Here is a 433-nt window from a genome sequence, read left to right on the forward strand (position 1 = left end):
TTTCTGTGCGATGGACCATTTCTGCGCGCTTGGCGTTATGATGGGAAGGATGATCCTTCGCTGCCGAGTACTTCGTGACGACTCCAGAAAAGCTACCTGTGCCTGACACTGTCGAACGCCCGACCGATCGGGCACCGCGGTTGACCGCCGATGCCGAGCGCATCGCGGCGGAGTTGATCGGGCAGGATCTGGGGACCGACCCGTTCGTGGCGGCGGTGCGCGCGACGCGGATGCCGATGATCATCACCAATCCGCGCTTGCCCGACAACCCGGTGGTGTTTGCCAACAACGCCTTTTGCCGGTTGAGCGGATATCCGCGCGACGAAATTCTCGGCCGGAACTGCCGTTTCCTGCAGGGGCCGGAGAGCGACCCCGCAACCGTGCAGCGCATTCGCGAGGCGGTCGAGCGGGTCGAGCCGCTCGAGATCGACAT

At 63.7% G+C, this 433-nt stretch carries 1 protein-coding gene; it reads left to right on the forward strand.

The window, feature by feature from the left end; genetic code table 11:
• Window positions 1-230 precede the first annotated feature (230 nt).
• Window positions 231-433: PAS domain-containing protein (locus AACY08_RS30020; protein WP_445262078.1), on the forward strand; the 203-nt coding region annotated here is incomplete at its 3' end.

Origin of the sequence: Pseudomonas sp. EL_65y_Pfl1_R83 (assembly GCF_963970695.1) — a bacterium.
Classification (GTDB): domain Bacteria; phylum Pseudomonadota; class Gammaproteobacteria; order Pseudomonadales; family Pseudomonadaceae; genus Aquipseudomonas; species Aquipseudomonas tritici.